The organism is Asticcacaulis sp. P4_H10, assembly GCF_056400965.1.
In genome coordinates this window covers 170,880-188,995 of the sequence record NZ_JBFUKH010000005.1, presented here as the reverse complement: position 1 = coordinate 188,995, position 18,116 = coordinate 170,880, and the positions used below count along the sequence as shown (strand labels likewise).

At 62.0% G+C, this 18,116-nt stretch carries 18 protein-coding genes; 2 read left to right on the top strand and 16 right to left on the bottom strand.

The window, feature by feature from the left end; all coding sequences use genetic code 11:
• Positions 1-74 precede the first annotated feature (74 nt).
• Positions 75-1,073, bottom strand: a complete 999-nt coding sequence (gene pip / locus AC1DON_RS10835) for a prolyl aminopeptidase (RefSeq protein ID WP_476934814.1) — start codon at positions 1,071-1,073, stop codon at positions 75-77.
• A gap of 75 nt (positions 1,074-1,148) precedes the next feature.
• Here pip and AC1DON_RS10830 point away from each other — a divergent pair, with 75 nt between their 5' ends.
• A complete protein-coding gene (locus AC1DON_RS10830) occupies positions 1,149-2,372 on the top strand; it encodes an MFS transporter (RefSeq protein WP_476934813.1) in 1,224 nt (407 codons plus the stop codon).
• Here the strand turns inward: AC1DON_RS10830 and dgcA are convergent.
• The 14 genes from dgcA to AC1DON_RS10760 form a co-directional block, all read right to left on the bottom strand.
• Positions 2,361-3,338: an N-acetyl-D-Glu racemase DgcA gene (gene dgcA / locus AC1DON_RS10825; RefSeq protein ID WP_476934812.1), complete on the bottom strand. Its 978-nt coding sequence runs from the start codon at positions 3,336-3,338 to the stop codon at positions 2,361-2,363. The genes AC1DON_RS10830 and dgcA overlap by 12 nt on opposite strands.
• On the bottom strand, positions 3,338-6,031 hold the full coding sequence (locus tag AC1DON_RS10820) for a tipN (protein ID WP_476934811.1): 2,694 nt from the start codon (positions 6,029-6,031) through the stop codon (positions 3,338-3,340). The genes dgcA and AC1DON_RS10820 overlap by 1 nt, the downstream gene beginning before the upstream one ends.
• Before the next feature lie 210 nt (positions 6,032-6,241).
• A complete protein-coding gene (locus AC1DON_RS10815; RefSeq protein ID WP_476934810.1) occupies positions 6,242-6,412 on the bottom strand; it encodes a hypothetical protein in 171 nt (56 codons plus the stop codon).
• Positions 6,413-6,581: 169 nt separating this feature from the next.
• On the bottom strand, positions 6,582-7,103 hold the full coding sequence (locus tag AC1DON_RS10810) for a DUF805 domain-containing protein (protein ID WP_476934809.1): 522 nt from the start codon (positions 7,101-7,103) through the stop codon (positions 6,582-6,584).
• 83 nt (positions 7,104-7,186) lie between these two features.
• Complete coding sequence (locus AC1DON_RS10805; RefSeq protein WP_476934808.1) at positions 7,187-7,702, bottom strand: DUF805 domain-containing protein; 516 nt, start codon at positions 7,700-7,702, stop codon at positions 7,187-7,189.
• Between the two features lie 56 nt (positions 7,703-7,758).
• Entirely contained in the window at positions 7,759-8,403 is a 645-nt protein-coding gene (gene hisIE / locus AC1DON_RS10800) for a bifunctional phosphoribosyl-AMP cyclohydrolase/phosphoribosyl-ATP diphosphatase HisIE (RefSeq protein ID WP_476934807.1), read from the bottom strand.
• A gap of 149 nt (positions 8,404-8,552) precedes the next feature.
• Complete coding sequence (hisF, locus tag AC1DON_RS10795; RefSeq protein WP_476934806.1) at positions 8,553-9,320, bottom strand: imidazole glycerol phosphate synthase subunit HisF; 768 nt, start codon at positions 9,318-9,320, stop codon at positions 8,553-8,555.
• 5 nt (positions 9,321-9,325) lie between these two features.
• Positions 9,326-10,057: a 1-(5-phosphoribosyl)-5-[(5-phosphoribosylamino)methylideneamino]imidazole-4-carboxamide isomerase gene (gene hisA, locus AC1DON_RS10790; protein ID WP_476934805.1), complete on the bottom strand. Its 732-nt coding sequence runs from the start codon at positions 10,055-10,057 to the stop codon at positions 9,326-9,328.
• The gene (hisH, locus tag AC1DON_RS10785) at positions 10,054-10,641 is read right to left on the bottom strand and encodes an imidazole glycerol phosphate synthase subunit HisH (RefSeq protein WP_476934804.1); all 588 of its coding nucleotides are present in this window, start codon (positions 10,639-10,641) and stop codon (positions 10,054-10,056) included. The genes hisA and hisH overlap by 4 nt, the downstream gene beginning before the upstream one ends.
• Before the next feature lie 187 nt (positions 10,642-10,828).
• Positions 10,829-12,313 (bottom strand): imidazoleglycerol-phosphate dehydratase HisB, encoded by a 1,485-nt coding sequence (gene hisB, locus AC1DON_RS10780; protein WP_476934803.1) that lies wholly within the window; start codon positions 12,311-12,313, stop codon positions 10,829-10,831.
• A 3-nt stretch (positions 12,314-12,316) separates the two neighbouring features.
• On the bottom strand, positions 12,317-13,621 hold the full coding sequence (gene hisD / locus AC1DON_RS10775; protein ID WP_476934802.1) for a histidinol dehydrogenase: 1,305 nt from the start codon (positions 13,619-13,621) through the stop codon (positions 12,317-12,319).
• Positions 13,622-14,503, bottom strand: coding sequence for an ATP phosphoribosyltransferase (gene hisG, locus AC1DON_RS10770; protein WP_476934801.1), 882 nt, complete (start codon positions 14,501-14,503; stop codon positions 13,622-13,624).
• Complete coding sequence (locus AC1DON_RS10765; RefSeq protein WP_476934800.1) at positions 14,500-14,793, bottom strand: YerC/YecD family TrpR-related protein; 294 nt, start codon at positions 14,791-14,793, stop codon at positions 14,500-14,502. Before AC1DON_RS10765 ends, hisG begins: the two co-directional genes overlap by 4 nt.
• A 129-nt stretch (positions 14,794-14,922) precedes the next feature.
• Positions 14,923-16,161, bottom strand: a complete 1,239-nt coding sequence (locus AC1DON_RS10760; protein ID WP_476934799.1) for an Hsp70 family protein — start codon at positions 16,159-16,161, stop codon at positions 14,923-14,925.
• Positions 16,162-16,287: 126 nt separating this feature from the next.
• On the opposite strand from AC1DON_RS10760, the gene AC1DON_RS10755 reads away from it, so the two are divergent.
• The gene (locus tag AC1DON_RS10755) at positions 16,288-17,409 is read left to right on the top strand and encodes a serine hydrolase domain-containing protein (protein ID WP_476934798.1); all 1,122 of its coding nucleotides are present in this window, start codon (positions 16,288-16,290) and stop codon (positions 17,407-17,409) included.
• A 1-nt stretch (position 17,410) separates the two neighbouring features.
• Here the strand turns inward: AC1DON_RS10755 and AC1DON_RS10750 are convergent, their stop codons facing one another.
• Positions 17,411-18,106: a TPM domain-containing protein gene (locus AC1DON_RS10750; protein WP_476934797.1), complete on the bottom strand. Its 696-nt coding sequence runs from the start codon at positions 18,104-18,106 to the stop codon at positions 17,411-17,413.
• Between the last annotated feature and the right edge of the window lie 10 nt (positions 18,107-18,116).

Here is an 18,116-nt window from a genome sequence, read left to right as displayed (position 1 = left end):
CCATACGGCAAGACCGCCGTTATGTTGTTATGTGATCAAGAAGCGGGTGTGGCTTTTTGCCCTCAGCGGATATGTTATTTTGCGAGTAATGCCAACGCTTCGTCAGCAGCGGCGACAAGGCCGTGCAATATGCCGTCGTCGCTCGACGAGTGGCCGGCCTTCCTGACCAGGTTGAAGCGCGCTTCCGGCCAGGCCTTATGCAGCTCCCACGCCGTCGTCATCGGCGTCACGACGTCATAGCGGCCCTGGACGATCCAGGCCGGCACGTCTTTCAGACGGCGGATATTCTCCAGAATCCAGTTGTCAGTCTCGAAGAAGCCGCCGTTCTTGAAATACCACGACTCGATGCGCGCAAAGGCGATGGCGAAGTCGGGATCGGAGAATTTCGAGCCGGCGTCCGACGGCCCTTCAATCGACAGGGTGTCGCCTTCCCAGCCGCTCCAGGCCAGCGCACACGCCCGCTGCACCGCCTTGTCGGAGCCATTCAGCCGCGCGATATAGGCGTTGAGCAAATCACCGCGCTCTGCCTCAGGGATCGGCGCGATGAAGCGTTCCCAGATGTCCGGATAGATGTGGCTGGCGCCCTCCTGATAGAACCAGTCGAGCTCGGATTTGCGTACCAGGAAGATGCCGCGCAGGATCAGGCCCAGCACACTGTCGGTATGTTTCAGGGCGTAGGCCAGCGACAGGGTCGAGCCCCACGATCCGCCAAACACAACCCATTGGCGGACGCCCAGCTTTTCACGTAAGCGCTCGATGTCGGAGACGAGGTGCCAGGTCGTATTGTCTTCCAGCGACACGTCCTCGGAGGCATGCGGCGTAGACTTCCCGCAGCCGCGCTGGTCGAAGAGGATGATGCGGTAACCGTCCGGATTGAAGTACGAGCGCAGGTTCGCCGAGATGCCCCCGCCCGGGCCGCCGTGCAGCACGACGACCGGAATGCCGGCCGGATTGCCGCACTGTTCGTAATAGATCCGGTGCTTGCCGCCGACTGCCAGATGACCGGTATCATAGGGTTCGATGTCGGGATAAAGACCCCGCGGAGCCGCGCCGGATCGGGATTTCGAAGTCATGGAAGAATTTACAGAATCGATCATGGTCTTTAGAAAATAGCGGCGCACCTGTGTGTCTCAAAGTTTACGCCGCAAATGGCCGCCGCCACAACCCCCAATCCACCGAACCCGTTGCTGACGACATCCGCTCGCCAGGCAGGTTTCTATGTGCTGCTGTTCTCCATGACCGGCGCTAACCTGCCGTACATGCCGGTGTGGCTGCGCGATCAGGGGATCACCGCGCAGCAGATCGGCGTTATCCTTGCCGTGCCCCTGTTGCTGAGGTCCCTGAGCGGTCCATTGAGCGGCCTGTGGGCCGACCGGTTCACCCTTTACCGCACGCCGATGGTCTGGCTGGCGGCGGCGGCCTGCCTGTTCTACGCCCTGATGGGGCTGGGGGACGTCTATGGCCCCTGGCGCTTTGTGGCGTTTCTGATCCTCTATGCCTGTGCCTACACCTGTTCGACCAGTATCAGCCCGATGCTCGATTCGATGACCCTGCAACTGTCGCGCAGCCAGGGTTTTACCTACGCCATCCCGCGTTCGGTCGGGTCGTTCGCCTTTATTATCGCCGACGTCGCCATGGGGTGGCTGCTGCTGGTCCTGCCGCCGGACATCATCCTGTTCTGGGTGGTGTGCGCCGTCGGCCTGATGGCCATGCTTGGGCGGATCGTCCTGCCGCCCGAACCGCGTCAGGATCGCAGCCATTTGGCAACGGAGACGCGGGGCTCAGGCTTCGCGCGCTTGAAAGTCCTGCTGGCGACGCCCGGCCTGGCCTGGCTGTTCATGGCCATTGCCTGCCTTCAGGCCTCGCATAGTTTCTACTATGCCTTCTCGACCCTGATCTGGAAGGAGGCCGGCCTGTCGCCGGTCTGGTGCGGCAACCTCTGGGCGATCGGCGTGATCGGTGAGATCGCTTACATGATGCTGGGCGAACGCTTTCGCCGCTTCATGGGGCCGTGGCGGATGATCCTGCTGGCGGGCGCCGTGACAGTCTTCCGCTGGAGCCTGATGATGTGGGACGCGCCGCTGTGGCTACTGGCGGCGTCGCAATTGCTGCATATATTCAGCTTCGCCGCGACCTATATGGCTGGACTGGAACTGGTCTACCGCCTGACACCCAAGGGCTATGAAGGCCTGGCACAGACGATCAACGCCGCCTATTCCAACGGCGTGATGATGGGGTTGGGGACATTGGCTTCGGGGATGGCCTTCGCGCATTTCGGCCTGCATGGCTACGGCGTCATGGCGGGGCTGGCAACGGTCGGCTTGCTGTGTGCGGTCAGGCTTTATCGGTTGCGCCTGAGGTTAACCCCATAGGGCGGGTGTCGGAGGATGCAGGATGGAGCCGGTGACTTCCAGCCCATGATCGCGGTCGCGCGCCAGCAGCAGCGGCCCATCGAGATCGACGAAGTCCGCGCCCTGCGCCACCAGCATCGCTGGCGCCATGCTGAGCGAGGTTGCGACCATGCAGCCGACCATGATCTCCAAGCCGACTTCTTTCGCTTCGGCTTTCAGGGCCAGGGCCTCGGTCAGCCCACCGGTCTTGTCGAGCTTGATATTGACACAGGCATAGAGTCGGGCGCACCGCGCCAGTTCGGAGCGATCGTGCAGGCTTTCGTCGGCGCACAGCGGCACAGGACTGTCGAAACCCAGCAACTGCTCGTCCTCGCTGACCTTCAGCGGCTGTTCGATCAGCTTGACACCGAGCTTGGCGAGGTCCGGTGCGATGCGGACGAGATCGTCGAAACTCAGGCCTTCATTCCCATCGACGATCAGCCGGGCATTGGGGGCGTTGGCGCGCACGGCTTCGACGCGATCGAGATCGTTGGCGCCGCCGATCTTGAGCTTGAGCAGCGGGCGGCGGGCATTGGCAGCGGCCTGCTGGCCCATGACTTCGGGCGTAGCCAGGCTCAACGTATAGGCTGTCTTGAGCGGATCGACCCGCTTTAGTCCGGCGGCCTGCCAGGCCGGGACGCCGCTCTGCTTGGCGCGCAAATCCCATAGGGCGCAGTCGAGCGCGTTGCGTGCCGCGCCGGGTTTCATCAGGCTCTGCAGCGCATCAAGGGTGAGTCCGGCTTCGACCTGATTGCGCACGGCTTCGAGTTCGGCCAGGGATGCTTCGATGCTTTCGCCATACCGCGCATAGGGCACGCTTTCGCCGTGGCCGATATGGCTGCCATCCGCGACTTCGACGTAAACGACGTGGGCTTCGGTCTTCGATCCGCGCGCGATGGTAAAGGTGCCCGCGATCGGAAAGGTTTCAGCGCGAAGGGTAAGTTTCATTAAATGATATCAGCGATCGCCGCGTCGATCAGCAGATAGGCGCGGCCCTTGTCATTGCCGAGCACTTCTTGCAGCCCGCGCGACGCATCCTTGGACATCAGGGCAAGATTGACCTGCTGGTCGTAAGCATTGACGAATTCAGACGCGTGCTGACGCAGTACGGGATCAGACATCATGCGTCGGTTCAGGCGGCGGACGGCCGCTGGCGCGATGCGGCGCACCAGGTTACGCGCGCCTTCGTTGTTTTCGGCCATGATCGAGGTGATCATTTCATCTATGCGCGTGCGGCTGAGAAGCGATGCAGCATCCACGCCCATGGCGCTGACCTCACCGACCATGACGTCATCGAGATCGTCGTCGAAGTCGGCGTCGACAGGGGCTTGCGGTGCCGTGCGCGCGCCGGTGTCCGCAGGGATTTCAAGGGGATCGCGCGGAGGATTGCCGTTGCTGTCCATGCCATTCAGTAGATCGCGCCATGACCAGCCGTTCGATTCGTTGGCGCGGCTTCCCTGGGGCTTTTGCCCCTGAGGCGACTGACGCTGGGGCTGCGGCACGGGTGTCGGGCGGGTTTCCGCGGGCAGCGGCGTCAGGCGCAGGCGAGACGTCTCACGCGCCGGCTGCGGGGCAGGCGTTGGACGCGGCATCGCCTGGGGGTGTGGCGCAGTCGCGCGCGGCAGGGCGGGCGGCGGGGTACGGGGATCGCGCGTGACGGACTGGGGCGCCGGTGCTGACAGGTGCGCGGAGGAGAGCGGTTGATCTCCGGAGATAACGCCCATCAGGCGCACGGCTTCGGTCAGCATGTCGTAATTGCGGCGAACGCGGTCCTGGAAGGCGCTGTCGACGGCTTCGGTTTCGAGCGCGGCCTTGCGCGCCGCCGCCGTCATCGCCGCCAGGCCTTCTTCGACGGCGCTGCGGATTTCGTGCAGGCGGTCCTGGGCCATCAGCGGCAACTGGTCGGCGCTGTGGGTCAGTTCATTGAGCGCCTCATTGACCTCAGCGATAGTCTGCCGCGTGTGGGCAAAGCTGTTGTCGAGCCGCTCGGCGGTCTGGTCGCCGGCCTGGTTGATCAGTTCGGCCGAATCCTCGATCAGGCGGCGTGCAGCGGAAAAGCGCGAATCGAACACCTCGTCGGCCTTCTTTGAGGCTTCGAAGATCGATTCGTTGAGGCGATCGACGCGGCCCTGGGCCGTCTGGGCAGCTGTATCGGCGGCCTTCTTGGCGTCGCTGGCAGCCGCCGTCAGTTGCTCGAGCGAGCGGCGCGTTTCGCTGATCAGGTCGTCGCGGGCGTCGGCGGCCATGACCGAGATGTTGGACAGGGTGGCGTGGATGCGCGTTTCGAACGAGGTGCGTTCATTCTCAGCAACACCCAGCACGGCGCGGAACTGTTCCTGAGCCGACTGCACGATATCGCGCAGGACGTCGACGCCGCGCGCCGAAGTCTCACCCAGATCGACGGTGGCGACACGAGTGATGGCCAGGGCCTCGGTCAACTGAGCGCGCTGGTTTTCGATGTGAACGGCAAAGTCTTCCTGATCGGCGCGTAGGGAAAGGGCGGCAGCGACAAGGCCGGCGCGTTGCTGCGACAGGCCTTCCTCGACCGAACGGATTTGGCCGGCGACGCCCGAACCGGCCGTTTCCAGCCGCTGGGTCTGACGGTCCAGGTCTTCGCTGATCAGGCGGGCATTGGTCGAGACATCGTTGGCGGCCGTCATCATGTCCGTAGCGCGAACGGCCAGGGTGGCCTCGGCTTCGCGCAACTGCGTTTGCGCCAGGTCGGAGGCATCGGCAACCATGCGCGCCTGACGATCGACGACTTCGATAATGCCGTTGGCCTGCAAGGCCAGTTGCTCGCTCATGCGTGCCACGGCTTCGCGTTCGTGCTCCATGGCGCGCGTGACGCTCATGGTGGTGGCGCGGGCGATATTGGCGGCATCGTGCAGGCGGTCGGTCTCACTCTTCAGCTTGGCCTGCAGTTCGGTGATGTCGACGTGTGCCAGGCGGACGGCGCGGACGGCGTGATCGACCTGAGCGCGCAACTGATCGACCAGTTCGTGCGTCTGCATGGCGGCCGAAGCCGCCGGCGCCAGCATCGAATCGGCCAAAGCTGCTGCGCGGGCGGATTGCCGCGACAGGGCTGCGGCGTTGCGAAGTGCAAAGGCAGCGGCGAAGATCAGGCCGGTCGGGAATACAGCCAGGAAGCCGATCACGATCAAACGGAAGGGTTCGACGGCGAAGGCACCGCTATTGTTCTGAGCGCCCAGCATGAAGGCGGCCAGGCCAGATGCCCATAACAGGCTGATGAAACCGGTCGTGCCCCAGAAGAGCAGGGGCGAGGCGCCCGTGGCCTTAAGTACCCCTTCAGGCTCGACACGCGGTGTCAGTTCGCGGCGCAGGCCCGGCTTGGCGTCGTCCTGCGTCGCGGTGTCCCTGGGCTCGAAACGCGCCGGTGGCATGTCCGGCGCCGGCGGCGGCGAAAAGTCCATGGCCGGCGGCGCGTGCGGGATGTCGAGATCGGCGGTCGCTTCGGTATCCAAAGACGTCGTCAGGGGCGCTTCGAGCAGGTCATCGGCAGGCGAATCCAGGCCTGCATCCACGCTGATGTCCGCTTCGGTTTCAGAACCGGCTATGCCTGTCTCCAGGCGCGTTCTTGTGCGGGTACCGGAGGTGTTCAAAGGGGGGCGTCTCGATTTCATCTAACAGTCCTGCAACCCCGCCGCTTCCGCCAGAATACATATCTCCGGCATCGCCCCGACAGGTTCTCCCATCAGGCGAAAGCTATCTCTAACTCACGTGCAAGGCAAAGGAATTTGTCAGAATCCCGCGTTCCGGAAGCGCGAATCCTATCCTTTCACGGACAATTAACGGCTGCGACCTGTGCGGCTCAGTACATGAACTTGCGCGAATCAGGCGTCGCCCTGGTCGGATGACGGCGCCATGGAGTGATTCGCGGACTGTTCGGCCGGCACAGGATCAGGCTGGGCGGTAATTGCATCCTTGTCGGCGCCAAAATGCAGGAAGGCCGCCGACACCAGAAGGGCGATAAACGCCGTGATCATGTCGATGAGCGAAGCCATTTCCGCGTTTACCCCTGAGCGATATGCCGAAAAGTGCTAGCGGTTTTCGGCAAAATATCGCGACAAAACAAGAATCTTATTGCCCTGAGCGCTTATGGCGCACGCATAGGTGCAGTGCAAATAAAACCATCACAATCGATGACGCGATATTAACCCTGCGGCAATTCGGTCACTCGGCGGGCGCCGAATCGTAGCGGTTCGGCCCCGGTTTGGCGTTGGCGTTCAGGTTGTACTGGATAAAAAGGCTGTAGCCGACCATGGCCAGGGCGGCGAGCGCGCCATAGCCGCCCAGGCTGAAGGCCAGTCCGACGAGAGGCTGGGTGAGCTCCCACAGATTCCACAGAAAGCGCATCAGGCCGCCTTCATAGAGCGCACCCATCAGGACCGTGCTGGCCGTGCCGATGACAAACAGGGTGAACAGCATGATCGGCCACAGCAGCCATCCCGGCAGGTTGCGGTCGTGCAGGCGCCGGATGGCCAGTTGTGCGTCACGATACTGCAGGTAGAGCACGCCGGCGACGACGACCGCCACAACGGCCAGCGACACATAGGTGTTCTGCTTGGTGAAGCCAAGCACTACGCCGGCGCCCAGTATGACGGCGATCAGTGAGGTCACGCCGATCTTGGTCTGTGCCGCGCGATAATCCTGACGGCTAAGGCGGCCTTCGGTGTTCCATCCCAGCTTCAGCATATCCATGTTCCCGTAACCCCGTTAACCAAGTCTAAGCCCAAATCTCTTCGGCTGTAAACGGGTGTCGCCGCCCGGCGGGAAGATTAGCCTTCGAGGATTTTGGGCTTGGGCAACGGATTGCCGAGATTATTGCTGCCATACCTGTTGGGGCCGCGCGTCCCGGGAACGAACAGCAGCAACAGGTGCGCAACGATGATGGCGCCGCCCAGGATCATCCCGATGGTGGCCAGCATCTTCGGCTCAAGATTGAATTCTTCCAAGGGAGGGACAAAGCTAAAGACAACATTGAAAATGATTTCACCAAACAGCGGTACTGCCAGGATCGCCGGCAGGTTCAAGTCGTGGAGCCGTTTGGCGTAGATACAGAATTGGCCGTAGAGCAGTGGCAACACCACCAACGCGAGGTAAATGGCGGGATATTCCGAAATATAGGACTGGGCGGTGTCGCCCAATACGGCCGAAAATGCCAGTAGCGGCCCCTGGATAACGACACTGATGATGCCGAGAATCGCGCCGTATATGAAATAGGTCAGCCGGTCGATCCGGCCCTTCGGATCAAAAATGTCCTTGATACCTAAGGATAAATAGCCTCGACGCATAATGTCCCCCTGCGCTGCCGATGACGCAGGAAACCACGTAATGCCGTTATTGTAAATCAGCCGCGGTGGCGCTCACGCAGGACATCGAGCACGGCCTCCAGCGATGTGTCGCGCGCCATCAGCAATACCGTCAGATGATAAAGCAGGTCGGCGGCTTCGCTGTGCAGTTCGTCGAGATCGCCGGCGCGGCCGGCCAGCGCCGTTTCCAGGCCTTCTTCGCCGACCTTCTGTGCGATCTTGGCAATGCCCTTGTGCATCAGCCGTGCCGTATAGCTGTCGGCCGGATCGGCGGCGGCGCGGTCCTTCACGATGGCCGCCAGATGACCGAGGAAGCCGATGCCCGGCGCGTCTTCGTGGCCAAAACACGAGGTCGTCTTGGTGTGGCATGTCGGGCCTTGCGGCCGGGCATAGACGAGGAGGGCGTCTTCGTCGCAGTCGGTCAGGATTCGGTCGAGTTTAAGCGTGTCGCCCGAGGTTTCGCCCTTAGTCCACAGACGCGATTTCGAGCGCGACCAGAAGGTCACCAGACCGCTGTCCAGCGTGTGCTTCAGGGCGTCGGCATTCATGTAGCCGAGCATCAGGACCTGGAGCGTATCGGCGTGCTGGACGACGGCGGGCACCAGGCCGCCTTCCTTGGCAAAGTCGATCTTCGCGATGTCGGCGATCGTCAGCGGATCGGGCAGGGTATGAGCGTCTGGCATGGTCGTCCTTGGATAGATACCCCTTCACCACTTCGTGGTCCCCCTCCCCATTGTCATGGGGAGGAGAGGGGCGCTTCTCCTCCCTAGCGAATGCCTGCCGGCGAGGCTGGGGAGGTGGCATTCCTTGCGGAATGACGGAGGGGTAGTCTTTACAGTCTCACGGCAATCCCGTCCCCGCGCAATTGCGCTTTCAGGTCGGGGATGGCGATGATTTTCTTGTGGAACACGCTGGCGGCCAGGGCGCCGGAAACGTCTGCCTGGTCGAACACGTCGCGGAAGTGCTCGGGCGCACCGGCGCCACCGGACGCCACCAGCGGGATGTTGAGCTTGTCGCGTACCAAACGAAGTTGGACGATATCGTAGCCCTTGCGCACGCCGTCCTGGTTCATGCAATTGAGAACGATTTCGCCTGCGCCACGGCTTTGCGCTTCGATGACCCAGTCGAGCGTCCGGCGGCCAGCCTGGCGAATCTTGTCAGGATCGCCGGAGTACTGGTGGACGTAGTAATCGTTGTCCATTTCTCGTGAATCGATACCTACGACGACGCATTGCGATCCGGCCATTTCGGCCAGTTCATTGATCAGATCCGGGCGTTCCAGCGCCGGCGAGTTGATCGACACCTTGTCGGCGCCAGAGTCGAGGCATTTGACCGCCTGTTCGGCCGAGCGGATGCCGCCGGCGACACAGAACGGAATGTCCAGCGCGCGCGCGATGTCGCGCACCCAGTTGTAGTCGACCGTGCGGCCCTCGGACGAGGCGGTGATGTCGTAGAGCACCAGTTCGTCGGCGCCTTCGTCGCGGTAACGCAGCGCCATGTCGACGGCGTCGCCGAGGACTTCGTGACCGACAAACTGCACGCCCTTGACGACCTTGCCGTCCTTGACGTCGAGACAGGGGATGATGCGTCTGGCCAACATGGTTCTTATCCGACGTTCAGAGCGGCTTTGAGATCGATCAGACCTTCATAAATGGCCTTGCCGACAATGGCGCCGTGGACGCCCAAGGCCTTCAGATCATAGAGATCCTCGACCGAGCGCACGCCACCGGACGCCTGGATTTCCAGGTCGGGACGTGCCTTGCGCAGGGCCTTCATCAGTTCCATGTTCGGCCCCATCAGCATGCCGTCGCGCGACACGTCGGTGACGAGAATACGTTGGGCGACATTGACGGGGTATTCGTCGAGCACGCTCCACAGCGAGATGCCCGAGCCCTCCGTCCAGCCATGCAGCGCCGCGTCGAAATCACCGTCTTCGGTCGGCAGGACGTCGAGCGCCAGGGTGATCCGGTCCTTGCCGAAATCGCGCAGCCATCCGCGCACCTCTTCGGGGTTTTTCACGGCTGCGGAGCCGACGACAACGCTTGAGACACCTTCATCAAGAAGGGTTTGCACGTGTTCGCGCGTACGCACGCCGCCGCCGGTCTGGATCTTGGCGCGCGACGCCTTTGCCAGGCGGCCGATCAGTTCGTGCTGCTGCGGCGATCCGGCCTTGGCGCCGTCGAGGTCAACGATGTGGACCCACTTGGCGAACTCTTCGTTGAAGAGATTGAGACGTTTAAACGGATCGGAATCGTAGCGCGTCACGGCGTCAAAACGCCCTTGCGTCAGGCGTACGCATTCGCCGTTGATCAGGTCGATGGCAGGATAAAGGATCATAGCTCTACAAAGTTCTTCAAAATGTTGGCGCCAACGGACTGGGAGCGTTCGGGGTGGAACTGGCAGCCCCAGACATTGTCCTTGCGAACCATGGCGGCGAATGGCGCCCCGTAAGTCGAGGTGGCGAGCGTCCAGTCATTGACCGGACAGACATAGGAGTGGACGAAATAGGCGTAGTCGCCGTCTTTGACGCTTGCGGTCAGCGGATCGGCTTTCGTGACGTCGAGCTGGTTCCAGCCCATGTGCGGCACGACCATGTCGTTGCTGGCCTCCATCTTCGTGACGAGACCGGGAATAAGCCCCAGGCATTGGACATCGCCTTCGGTCGAACCGTCGAACAGCAGCTGCTGGCCGAGACACACCCCCAGCAGCGGCACGCTCAGGCCGCGAATGGTGTCGAACAGGCCAAGCTCATGGATCCGCGACATGGCAAAGCCCGCAGCGCCAACGCCCGGCAGGACAACCTTTTTCGCGCCGGCAATCTCGGCCGGGTCCGACGACAGCTTGGCTTCGGCGCCCAAGCGGTCCAGCGCAAACAGGACAGAAGCCGTGTTGGCGCAGCCGAGTTCAATAACAGTGATCATGACTTGAACTCCGTAGGCAAGTTCCTTCCTTCCCCGTTTACGGGGAAGGTGGCATGGAGCGTAGCGAACGTGACGGAAGGGGGAAACCCTGCTTCCACCTGCATCCCCCTTCCGTCTGCTCGTAAACTCGCAGACACCTTCCCCGTAAACGGGGAAGGAAAAGGTAGGGTTGTTTCAACAGGGCCCATCACGCCAACATTCCTTTTGTCGACGGCAGGGCATCGCCTTCGATGCGCGTCGCCTGACGCAGCGCCCGGCCCAGAGCCTTGAAGCAGGCTTCGGTCTTGTGGTGATCGTTACCGCCCTCGACTTCGACGTGGATCGAGGCGCCGAGCGTTTCCGACAATGATCGGAAGGCGTGCGAGGTCATTTCGGTCTGGTAGTCACCGATGTGCGTCGATTGGAAGTTGCCCTTGAAGACGCAGAACGGCCGGCCGCCGAGATCGACCGACACCTTCGCCTCGGTTTCGTCCATCGGCAGGACAAAGCCGAAGCGCGCCATGCCGACCCGGTCACCCAATGCCTGTTTTAACGCCTGTCCGAACGCCAGCATGCAGTCTTCGACTGTATGGTGTGCATCGATTTCCAGATCGCCATCGCAGGCCAGTTGCAGCGAGAAACCACCATGAGTCGCGACCTGATCCAGCATATGATCGAAGAAGCCGACCCCGGTGTGAACTTTGACGGGTTTGGGCTCGTCGAGATTGACGAGAACCGAAATTTTCGTCTCCTTGGTGTCGCGCATGACTTCGCCGATGCGTGGCGCGGGTCCGTCCATCAAGACGTCCAACGCCTTTAGAATGCGGTTGTTCGTCGCCTTGTCACCGAGGGCCAGCAGCAGGCCATTGGCTGTATTCTGTGTCGACAGGCCCAGCTTTTTCAGCGCGGTCTGCGTCTTCAGCAGGTTGACCGGGCGCAGCAGCATGAACGGCCCATCATTGAGGTCGAAGCTGTCCAGTTGCGGCGAGCGCGCCAGCGCTTCGCGCAGGCGGGCCTGTTCGCTGCGGATCAGGTCGATGCGCGCCTGGACGCTGAGCGCGCGCGACGGCGAAAGCGCCGCTTCGGCGGCGCGCACCGACAAGGTCGGGATCGGGTGTCGCTCGCAGAACTTCAGCAAACCCTGGAGCGTCTTGGTATTGGCGATCAAGGAGCCAACGCGCGCGCCGGCCATGCCAAACAGATAGGACAGGCTTTTCAGCACTACGACATTCGGCTCTGACACGGCCAGTTCAACCATGCTGGCGGCGCTCGAGGCGTCGAAATAGCTTTCGTCGATAACCAGGATCGACGGGAAGATATCGACCGCCAGGGTGCGCGCCTTGACCAGATCCCACGCCTTTCCGTCGGTCTGTTGCGGGTTGTGGACGAGGTAAAAGCCCGCGCCCTTGGCGATGGTGCCAGACGCCGGCGGCGTGCGCACGGTCAGGTTATAAACCGCGCTCAGGTCTTCGAGATAATGATCGGCCGGCGCCCAGATAAACTCATGGCCATGCGTGCGCAGGCGGCGCATCAGCACTTCCATGGCATGTGAGGCACCGCGCGTGACCATCAGTTGATGGGCTTCGACGCCGTAAAAGGCGGCCATGCGCTCGCGCAGAGGTTCCAGCGACGGCGGCAGCGACTCCAGTCCGGAGCCGGAAGATGACAATGAGGAAAAGGGTGAGTTGAACATCGGTTATAACTCAGCGTTCAGGCGGAAATCGGCAGCCAGGGCGTGGGCTTCCAGTCCTTCGAGCCTCGCTAAGCGGGCAGCGGCAGGCGCAATCGCTGCGGCGCCTTCGCGGGTGGCTTTCTGGACGACGAAGCTGGTGAGGTAGGAGCGGACGGTGATACCGTCCCAGGCGCGCGCGGCGCCGTCGGTCGGCAGGACGTGACTGGGGCCGGCGGCATAATCGCCAAAGGTTTCCGCGGCGTAGGTGCCGGCGAAGATTGTGCCGGCGGCGGTCAGCTGCGGAATGACGGCGTCGACGTCTGCGACCTGAATGGCCAGGTGTTCCGGGCCGTAAAGGTTGGACACCTCGGCGGCTTCGGCCAGCGACGAGGCGATGAAAAGGCGGGCCTGATCAAGCGACGCCTTAGCGATGGCGGCGCGCGGCAGGCGTTCGACCTGCGCAGTAACTTCATCAGCGATGCGGGCAGCGATATCCGTCGACAATGCGACGAGGATCACCTGCGCGTCGGCATCGTGTTCGGCCTGGCTGAGCAGGTCGGCGGCGACCAGTTTCACATTGGCCGTGTCGTCGGCGATGACCAGCAATTCCGATGGGCCGGCCGGCATATCGATGGCCAGACCCGATACGCGCTCCGTGGCGTAGCGCTTGGCTTCGGCGACGTACTTGTTGCCCGGGCCGAAGATCTTGTCGGCGGCCGGCAGGCCTTCGAGGACGCCTAAAGCCATGGCGGCAATGCCGTGCGCGCCACCGACGCGCCAGACGGTGTCGAGACCGGAAGCGGCACCGGCGGCGATCATCATCGGGTGGATCGAGCCGTCTCTTGCAGGCGGCGTGATGCAGATGCGGTTGGGCACGCCAGCGACCAGGGCAGGCACAGCCGTCATGATCAGCGTCGAGAACAGCGGCGCCAGACCGCCCGGCGCGTAAAGGCCGGTGGTGGATATAGGACGATAGACGCGTTGCAGGCTCAGGCCCGGCTTGGGGGCGATGATCGGACCGTCACCCGGCAGTTCGGCCTGTTGGAAGGCGCGGACATTCTCGACCGCCAGTTCCATGGCTGCCAGGTCTTCGGCCGTCAGTTGCGCGCGAGCGGCATCGACCGTCTTTGCATTTAAACGTACGGCGTCCGGCGCATGGCCATCAAGTTTCACCGCCCAATCGGTCAGGCCGGCAAAGCCGCGGGCTTCGACATCGTCAAAGATCTCGCGCACGCGCTCCAGCACGCGCGGATCACGGCGGTTTTCCGGGCGGCTGAGTGCGGTTTTGCGTTCCGCTGCACTGAGGTCTTTCCAGACAAAGGTCTTCATCTATTTCATCATTTTTTCGATCGGCAGCACCAATATGGCTGATGCGCCGGCGGTTTTCAGCTTGTCGAGCGTGTCCCAGAAGACATTTTCCTGACAGACCGCATGGACGGCCACCGTGTCGTCGCGCCCGGCCAGTTGCATGATGGTCGGGGCGTCGGCGCCCGGGATCATCTTGATAATCTCATCGAGATGCGCCCTGGGGGCATTAAGCATGACGTACTTGGCGCCGGTCGAAGCGACCACGCCGTCAAAGCGGCGCACGACCATGTCATACGTATGTTCTAACTCGGCAGGTGGGGCGTGTGGCGCCTTGATCAGCACGGCTTCGGATTTGAGCACCAGGTCAGTGGCGCGCATACCGTTGGCCTCGAGTGTAGCGCCGGTCGAGACCAGGTCGCAGATGGCGTGGGCGATCTTCATGCGCGGGGCAACTTCGACGGCGCCGCGCATTTCGATGATTTCGGCGGTGACGCCATTCGCCTTCAGCCACTTGCCGAGGATGTTGGGATAGGAGGTGGCGATACGCTTGCCTTGCAAGCTTTGCGGGCCCTCATAGACGGCGTCGTTCGGCACGGCGATCTTGAGCGTGCACGACCCAAAGCCGAGACGCATGACGATCATCGATTCGATGTCTGCGTCCGGGAAGTGTTCGCTCAGGACGTTCAGCCCAACGATACCCAGTTCGGCAACATTGTCGGACACAAAGGTCGGGATGTCATCATCGCGGACGCGCAGCAGTTCGATCGGCTGGTTTTCAATTCGGTACAGCAGCTCATTGGCGCCTTTCAGGACGCGCAGGCCCGCGCCGGAGATCAGCTCCAGCGAGCGGTCGGCCAGTCGGCCCGACTTCTGAACGGCAATACGGAGTCTCGGTTCACTCATTTTAGGTCTTTCATTCGGTCCAGCACCAGCCGGTAACCCTTATGTGGCATTTCGCGCAGGAACCTGGCGACGCGTGTCACGGTCGTAGTCGATGCGCCGGTGCGTTCGGAGATTTCGCGATAGCTGAGCTGGCCTTCGTCGAGCAGCCGCGCCACCTTGAAACGTTCGGCGAATGCGCGCAGTTCCGCTGGCGTGCACAGGTCGTCGAGAAAGGCGCGAACCTCTCCGGCGTCCTTGAGCATCAGAATGGCTTTCGCCACCGCATCTCTGTCTTCGGCACTGTCGCGCATCTGTACCAACGTGTTAGTGTGTTATCGTGCTGATACAGATGCGGGCGCGACTTGGCAAGCGGTTTCCAAAGCAATGTCCGAAAAAGTGTGCAGCGGTTTTTTCGTTAGACATTGCGACAAAGCAAAAACTCAGCTTCCAAATCTTTGCTTAGCGGCCAATCCCAGACCACTGGCGACGCTGGAGAAGCGGTCGCCATAATGGACGCGGGCATTTGGAAAGGCGGCGCGCATCGCAGCTTCGAAACCGGGCAGGGCGGTCGAACCGCCCGTCATGAACAGGGTTTCGATCGCCTCGGGTGCAAGACCGGCGCGCGCAGTGACGGTGTCGATCGCGGCACCAACGACCTTTTCGACATCGTTGTAAGTGGCGCCTAAAAGCGCAGCTCTGCCGATAATGTGAGTCCACCCCTTGTCTACCGCGTTGAGGTCCACCGTGGTCATTTCCGCGTCCGACAAGGCGATTTTGGCCAGTTCGACACGGTTGGCGATCTCATGGCCGGCATGGTTTTCCAGCACGGTCATCAGGCGTTCCGTCATTGAGCGGTCAACCGCCTGATGGTGCAGTTGCCGGACACCCAGCATCGTCTTCTGCGTATAGAGGAAGTTGATCAGGTGCCAGGTCGAAAGCTGATGATAATACAGGCCAGGCATCTCCAAACCGCCCTTCAACTGGCTGCGATAGCCGAGATCACGCATCAGGGTGGCGAGACTGAGCCGGGTATCGAAGTCCGTGCCGCCGATATGGACGCCGCCATTGGCCAGGATATCTGAGCTGTCGGGCGCCAGTTTCAGCACCGAAAAGTCCGACGTGCCGCCGCCGATATCGGTGACGAGGACAGTCTCGGCGCCTGACAGCCGCGATTGGTAATCGCGCGCCGCCGCCAAAGGCTCGTATTCAAAGGCGATATCTCGGAAGCCTTGCGCTTCGGCGATGCCGCGCAGTTCGGCTTCGGCGCGGGCATCGGCAACGTCGTCATTGTCGACAAAGCGCACGGGACGGCCGAGCACGACCTGATCGATCGCGTGACCGGCAAAGCCCTCGGCACGTGTCTTCAGTTCGGCGATATACATGCCGATAATGGCGCGGAAATCCTTGCGGCGATTGCCGACTTGGGTGGTCTCGCCGATCAGGCTGGAGCCGAGGATCGACTTCAGCGCGCGCATCAGCCGGCCGTCATAGTGGTCGAGATATTCCGCCACCGCCTGACGGCCAAAGCGCGTCTCGCCGGTCTCGAAATTGAAGAACAAGGCCGACGGCAGGGTGACAGAGTCGCCTTCGATCGGCACCAACTTTACATTTTCGCTCTGTCCCACGCAGACGGCGGAATTGGACGTACCGAAATCGATACCGCAATAGGGTCGGGACATGGCTTGCAACGCGAGACGGAGGAGGGGCGCGGTGTTTAGCGCTGTCGCCGCCGAAAAGCGATAGGAAATCGAGCCACAAAAGCGCTTTAATCCGTGCCTAGCGTCGCCGCCAAACGGGAGGGTGTCATGCGGATAACGATCATCGGTCTCTTGCTGGGGCTTGCTGCGCCTGTAGCCCTCGCAGAGGTGCCAACGGACAACCCGCAGGTCTCCGCGCTGGACAAGGTGGTGCAGACGGCGTCGACCAGCTTCTTCGCCGACACCTGCCATGTCGGGCTCGCCATTGGCGTCTATGACCGGGGCGCGGTCAGCTTCTATAATTACGGCACGACATCCAAGGTCAAGCCCGCCCTGCCGACCAGGGACAGCCTGTTCGAGATCGGTTCGGTCACCAAGACCTTTACCGGGACCTTGGTGGCCAAGGCCCTGCTCGACGAAAAGATGACCCTGGACGCCGACTTCAGGACCTATCTGAAAGGCGCCTATCCCAATCTGGAGATGAACGGCAAACCGATCACCTTGCGCACCCTGGCGGCCCACACGGCCGGGATGCCGCGAGATATTCCCAATAGCGACGATCTGTTCAAAAATCCGGATTTCGAAAAGTTGCCGGATCAACTACAGGCGCGCGAAAGGGCTTACGACCGCGCCCGCTACCTGAAGGAACTGCATGACGCACGCCTGGTCACTGAGCCAGGCCAGACGATGAGCTATTCCAATATCGGGACCAAGCTGGTCAGCTTTGGTCTCGAAGACGTCTACGGCAAGCCTTACTCCACGCTGCTCCAAGATCAAGTCTTCAAGCCGCTGGGCATGACGGATACGGGCCTGACAGTATCGTGGAAAAACAAGGGCCGCAGGGTGCTGGGCTATGGCCCCACCGGCAAACCTGCACCTTATGTCTTACCAAATCTGGGCGCGGCGGGCGGGCTGATTTCCAGCACATCCGACATGGTGAAATACGCAGGCTGGCATCTGGATGAGACCAACCCGGTGGTACGAACGGCGCACACGGTCATCCACGGCGATGAAAAGACCTACGGCGAAGCGCTGATGTGGCAGGTGATCACCACCGAAGGCGGTGAACGCAAGCTATGGCAGAGCGGCGGTGTCTTCGGCATGTCAAGCGCGACCATCCTGTTCCCGGACGCCAAACGCGCCTACGTCCTGCTGGCCAATGATGCGTGCTTTGATACCCAGAGCCAGCTTCAGACGCTGGCGCTTTCGGTTCACGCCGCCCTGAAGTAGCTCAAATCTCGATCAGCACGTCGGGCAGTTCGTTGGGGTTGTTGGCGTCCGGGGGGAAATGCCCGGCCAGCGCCGTGCCGCAGGCCGCGACCGCCTCTACGAAACCGGTCGTCAGATCCCCGGCCTTGATGTGCTTCAGCAGCACCGCCACCGTGTCGTTCCACAGCGCCTTGTCAACTTTTGAATAGATGCCTTCGTCGGCGATCACTTCGACAAAGTGTTCCTCCAGAGCGCAGAAGATCATCACGCCGGTGCGGCCGGCGGTCAGGTGCAGGCCACGCGCATAGAACTGTTCCATCGCCTTTTCGTGGGCCTTCTTCAGGCGCGTTGCCTTCGGCGTCAGCCACAGTTTGAGGGGCGTGAAATTGATAAGCGTCCAGCTTATGGCGAAGACGACGACCTGCAGGGCGGTCAGGCCCAGTGCCATCTCCCACGTCGCGTACTGGCCGCTGACACCGATGCTGTGCCAGCCAAGCACGCGGCTGAGCAGGGGCTCAAGCCAGGCATGCGGCATCAGGCCCATGCCGGCGGTGACAAGTGGCGCCAGAAGCGTCAATGCGGCTGCCCAGCCAATCGGTGTGGCGCTGTAGTCCAGCGCCTTGCCGCGCACGACGCAGGTGATTTCGCCGGAGGTCGTGGTTTCGGCCTGGGCGATGGCCGCGTTGACGCGGGCGTGGTCGATTTTCAGCTGTGACATGTCCGCTTCC

Excerpts from the sequence above, each read along its gene's own strand:
- pip (WP_476934814.1), bottom strand. The coding sequence starts at position 1,073 with ATGACTTCGAAATCCCGATCCGGCGCGGCTCCGCGGGGTCTTTATCCC.
- AC1DON_RS10830 (WP_476934813.1), top strand. The coding sequence starts at position 1,149 with ATGGCCGCCGCCACAACCCCCAATCCACCGAACCCGTTGCTGACGACA.
- dgcA (WP_476934812.1), bottom strand. The coding sequence starts at position 3,338 with ATGAAACTTACCCTTCGCGCTGAAACCTTTCCGATCGCGGGCACCTTT.
- AC1DON_RS10820 (WP_476934811.1), bottom strand. The coding sequence starts at position 6,031 with ATGAAATCGAGACGCCCCCCTTTGAACACCTCCGGTACCCGCACAAGA.
- AC1DON_RS10815 (WP_476934810.1), bottom strand. The coding sequence starts at position 6,412 with ATGGCTTCGCTCATCGACATGATCACGGCGTTTATCGCCCTTCTGGTG.
- AC1DON_RS10810 (WP_476934809.1), bottom strand. The coding sequence starts at position 7,103 with ATGCTGAAGCTGGGATGGAACACCGAAGGCCGCCTTAGCCGTCAGGAT.
- AC1DON_RS10805 (WP_476934808.1), bottom strand. The coding sequence starts at position 7,702 with ATGCGTCGAGGCTATTTATCCTTAGGTATCAAGGACATTTTTGATCCG.
- hisIE (WP_476934807.1), bottom strand. The coding sequence starts at position 8,403 with ATGCCAGACGCTCATACCCTGCCCGATCCGCTGACGATCGCCGACATC.
- hisF (WP_476934806.1), bottom strand. The coding sequence starts at position 9,320 with ATGTTGGCCAGACGCATCATCCCCTGTCTCGACGTCAAGGACGGCAAG.
- hisA (WP_476934805.1), bottom strand. The coding sequence starts at position 10,057 with ATGATCCTTTATCCTGCCATCGACCTGATCAACGGCGAATGCGTACGC.
- hisH (WP_476934804.1), bottom strand. The coding sequence starts at position 10,641 with ATGATCACTGTTATTGAACTCGGCTGCGCCAACACGGCTTCTGTCCTG.
- hisB (WP_476934803.1), bottom strand. The coding sequence starts at position 12,313 with ATGTTCAACTCACCCTTTTCCTCATTGTCATCTTCCGGCTCCGGACTG.
- hisD (WP_476934802.1), bottom strand. The coding sequence starts at position 13,621 with ATGAAGACCTTTGTCTGGAAAGACCTCAGTGCAGCGGAACGCAAAACC.
- hisG (WP_476934801.1), bottom strand. The coding sequence starts at position 14,503 with ATGAGTGAACCGAGACTCCGTATTGCCGTTCAGAAGTCGGGCCGACTG.
- AC1DON_RS10765 (WP_476934800.1), bottom strand. The coding sequence starts at position 14,793 with ATGCGCGACAGTGCCGAAGACAGAGATGCGGTGGCGAAAGCCATTCTG.
- AC1DON_RS10760 (WP_476934799.1), bottom strand. The coding sequence starts at position 16,161 with ATGTCCCGACCCTATTGCGGTATCGATTTCGGTACGTCCAATTCCGCC.
- AC1DON_RS10755 (WP_476934798.1), top strand. The coding sequence starts at position 16,288 with ATGCGGATAACGATCATCGGTCTCTTGCTGGGGCTTGCTGCGCCTGTA.
- AC1DON_RS10750 (WP_476934797.1), bottom strand. The coding sequence starts at position 18,106 with ATGTCACAGCTGAAAATCGACCACGCCCGCGTCAACGCGGCCATCGCC.